The sequence below is a fragment of the Streptomyces sp. WG5 genome (genome assembly GCF_049974565.1).
In the GTDB taxonomy this organism is placed as follows: Bacteria; Actinomycetota; Actinomycetes; order Streptomycetales; family Streptomycetaceae; genus Streptomyces.
Genome location: NZ_JBNGGC010000092.1, coordinates 1 through 3,542, shown reverse-complemented (window position 1 = coordinate 3,542; position 3,542 = coordinate 1). Strand labels below are relative to the sequence as shown.

Sequence of the window (3,542 nt, the reverse complement as noted above, 5' to 3'; positions counted from 1 at the left end):
TTCGTCGAGGTCAGTCCGCATCCGGTGCTGACGGCCGCGGTCCAGGAGACCCTGGAGGATGCAGGGCAGGACGGCGTCGTCGTGGGCACCTTGCGACGCGGTGAAGGCGGCGCCCGGAGGGTGATGGCCTCGCTGGCACAGCTGTTCGCCCAGGGTGTCCCCGTTTCCTGGGAGTCGGTGTTCGCGGGGACGGGTGCCGGGCGGGTGGAGTTGCCGACCTATGCGTTCCAGCACGAGCGGTACTGGCCCGATGCCCCGGCTGTGGTGGGTGACATGGCGGGGGCGGGTTTGGCCTCGGCTGAGCATCCGCTGCTGAGCGCGATGGTCGACCTGCCCGAGTCCGGTGGGGTGTTGTTCACCGGAAAGGTGTCGCTTCGGTCGCATCCATGGCTTGCTGATCACGTGGTGCGTGGCCACCCCGTCTTCCCGCAGACAGGGTTTGTCGAGCTGGCGGTGCGCGCCGGTGACGCCGTGGGCTGTGACCGGGTCGGCGAACTGGTCGTGGAGGTACCGCTGGTCCTCCCGGCCCAGGGCGGCTGCCAGATCCAGGTTGTGCTCACCGAACAGGATCAGGGATGGGCCGTGACCATCCATGCCCGCCCGGACGGCAGCGAAGAATGGAACCGGCACGCCACCGGTCTGCTGACCAACGGCACCACCGCCGACGAGGAGTCGGACAGCGAGGGGGCGTCGTGGCCACCCGTCGGCGCTGACGAGGTCGACATCGATGGCCTCTACGGCTCCGGCACCGACATCGTCCACGGGACGGTGTTCCAGGGGCTGACGCGTGTTTGGGCCCAAGGAGAGCGGGTGTGGGCCGAGGTCGCCCTGCCCGAGGACCAGGCGGGTCCGGCCGGAGCGTTCGGCATACATCCGGCCTTGCTGGACGCCGTGCTGCACGCGGTGGCGATGGACTCCGGCCGGCTGCCGTTCCGGTTCACCGATGTGGTGCTGCGGGCCTCCGGAGCGACCCGGGTGCGGGCGTGTCTGACCCGTATCGCCGCGGATGAGTTCAGCGTCGCAGTCACCGACGGCACCGGTGCTCCGGTGCTGTCGATCGACTCGGTGACGCTCAGTACCCCGCCGGAGGACGTGTTCCTCTCGGTCCCTCAGGACACGGCCGTACTGGCGCCGGAGTGGACCGACCTGAACGTGCCGACGGCCGCCCGGGCAGACGGATGGGTCGTCGTAGGACCGGGCGAGGAGTACGCGGACCTGGACTCGTTGATCGCGGCGATCGACAGCGGAGCCTCGGCGCCTCGCCATCTGGTGCTGTCCATTCCGCATTCCACCGAGCCCGAGTCGGCTTCGGTGCACCAGGTCACCGTACGGGCGCTCGAACAGGTGCAGGGCTGGCTCGCGGAGCGGCGGTTCGACGGGACGCAGTTGGTCGTAGTCACTCGGGGAGCTGTGACCACGGCTTCGGATGACCCGGTGGTCGACCTGCCGGGTGCGGCGGTGTGGGGTCTGGTGCGCTCCGCACAGACCGAGAACCCGGACCGGATCACGCTGGTCGACCTGGAGCCGGACGTCGGTCTCGATCTCGCGGTGCTGGCCGGTGTGGCAGGGACCGCCGAGTCCCAAGGGGCGGTCCGCGGCGCCACGGTGCGCGTACCACGCCTGGTCCGCCGCACACCGACCACCGTCGACGTAGCCCCGCTGGAAGGCACGGTGGTGATCACCGGTGCCATGGGCGGACTCGGGAGCCTGGTGGCACTGCATCTGGTCCGCTCTTACGGCGTACGACACTTGCTCCTGACGAGCCGACGGGGCGACCGGGCCGAGGGCGCCGGTGAACTGGTCCAGGAGCTGACCGGTCTCGGCGCGCGAGTCACAGTGGTGGCCTGTGATGTGTCGGACCGGGCCGCCCTGGCCGCGATGCTGGCGGCCGTGCCCGCGGAGCACCCGGTCTCGGGTGTCGTCCACACGGCGGGTGTGCTCGATGACGGCGTCATCGGCTCACTGACCGGCGAGCGGGTACACCGGGTCCTGGCACCGAAGGTGGACGCGACCTGGCATCTGCATGAGCTGACGCGCGACCTGGACCTGTCGTTCTTCGTCGTGTTCTCCTCTCTGGCCGGCCTGCTGGGCGGCCCCGGGCAGGCCAACTACGCGGCGGGCAACGTCTTCGCCGACACGCTGGTGCAGTGGCGCCGACAAGCCGGACTGCCGGGCGTGTCGATGGCCTGGGGCGCGTGGACTCCCGAAGTCGGGCTGACCGGCACCCTCCGGGACGTCGACCTGCGGCGCATGGCGCGGGCAGGCATGCCGCTGCTGACGGTGGAACAGGGGCTGGACCTCTTCGACCAGGCGCTTCGCAGCGACGATCCGGTTCTCGGACTGACTCGCCTGGACACCGTGGCCCTCCGCGCCCAGGGAGACGTCCCGCCCATGCTGCGGTCCCTCGTCGGTGGCGTGGTACGTCGCGTCGCCTCGGACGACGGGCAGGAGCAGCGGGGCATCGCCCAGCAGTTGGCCGCCATGCCGGCCGAGGAACGCCCGCGGTTCCTGCACGGGCTCCTCCGTGGTCACGTCGCCGCGGTCCTGGGACACCGGTCGCCCGATCACATCGAGACCGACCAGGCATTCAAACAGCTGGGGTTCGATTCGCTGACCGCCGTCGAGCTGCGCAACGGGGTGGCGTCGGCGACCGGGTTGAATCTGCCCGCGACGCTGGTCTTCGACTACCCGACCATCGCGGCGCTGGCCGACCATCTGGCCGGCCTCCTGGGTGACCCGCTGCCGTCTGTCGGCATCGTGGGTCCGCAGCCGGTGGCGCCGGTGGACGACGACCCGATCGTGATCGTCGGCATGTCGTGCCGTTTCCCTGGGGACGTGTCCGGCCCCGACGACTTCTGGGAGTTGCTTGCCGAGGGCGGGGATGCCGTCGCGGGGTTCCCGACCGATCGCGGCTGGGACCTCGACGAACTCGTGAGTACCGGGGCATCGGCCACCGCGCGGGGCGGCTTCCTCCAGGGAGTCGGCGATTTCGACGCCGAGTTCTTCGGGATCTCTCCGCGTGAGGCGGTGGCGACTGATCCGCAGCAGCGGCTGCTGCTGGAGACCTCGTGGGAGGCGCTGGAAAACGCCGGCATAGACCCGACATCCCTGTCGGGCAGCCAGGTCGGCGTCTTTGTCGGGGCCTTCCCGTCGGGATACACCGAGCTGGCAACCCGGACCAACGGCGACCTGGCCGGGCATCTGATCACCGGCGGCTCGCAGAGCGTCATCTCGGGGCGGGTGGCGTATGTGCTGGGGTTGCAGGGTCCGGCGGTGACGGTGGACACGGCGTGTTCGTCGTCGTTGGTGGCGTTGCACTGGGCCGTGCAGGCGTTGCGGTCCGGTGAGTGCTCGATGGCCCTCGCAGGCGGTGTGACCGTCATCGCTACTCCGGACACCTTCGTCGGGTTCTCCCAGCAGGGCGGGCTTTCAGCCGACGGGCGGTGCAAGGCGTTCGCTGATGCCGCTGATGGCACGGGGTGGTCCGAGGGCGCTGGTGTGCTGGTGGTGCAGCGGTTGTCGGATGCTCGTCGTGAGGGGCG

The 3,542-nt window shown here is 70.2% G+C and carries 1 protein-coding gene; it reads left to right on the top strand.

All coding sequences use genetic code 11. The annotated features are described in order from the left end of the window. A partial coding sequence (locus ACP4IX_RS35940) for a type I polyketide synthase (protein ID WP_426558810.1) occupies window positions 1-3,542 on the top strand: 3,542 nt, incomplete at both ends.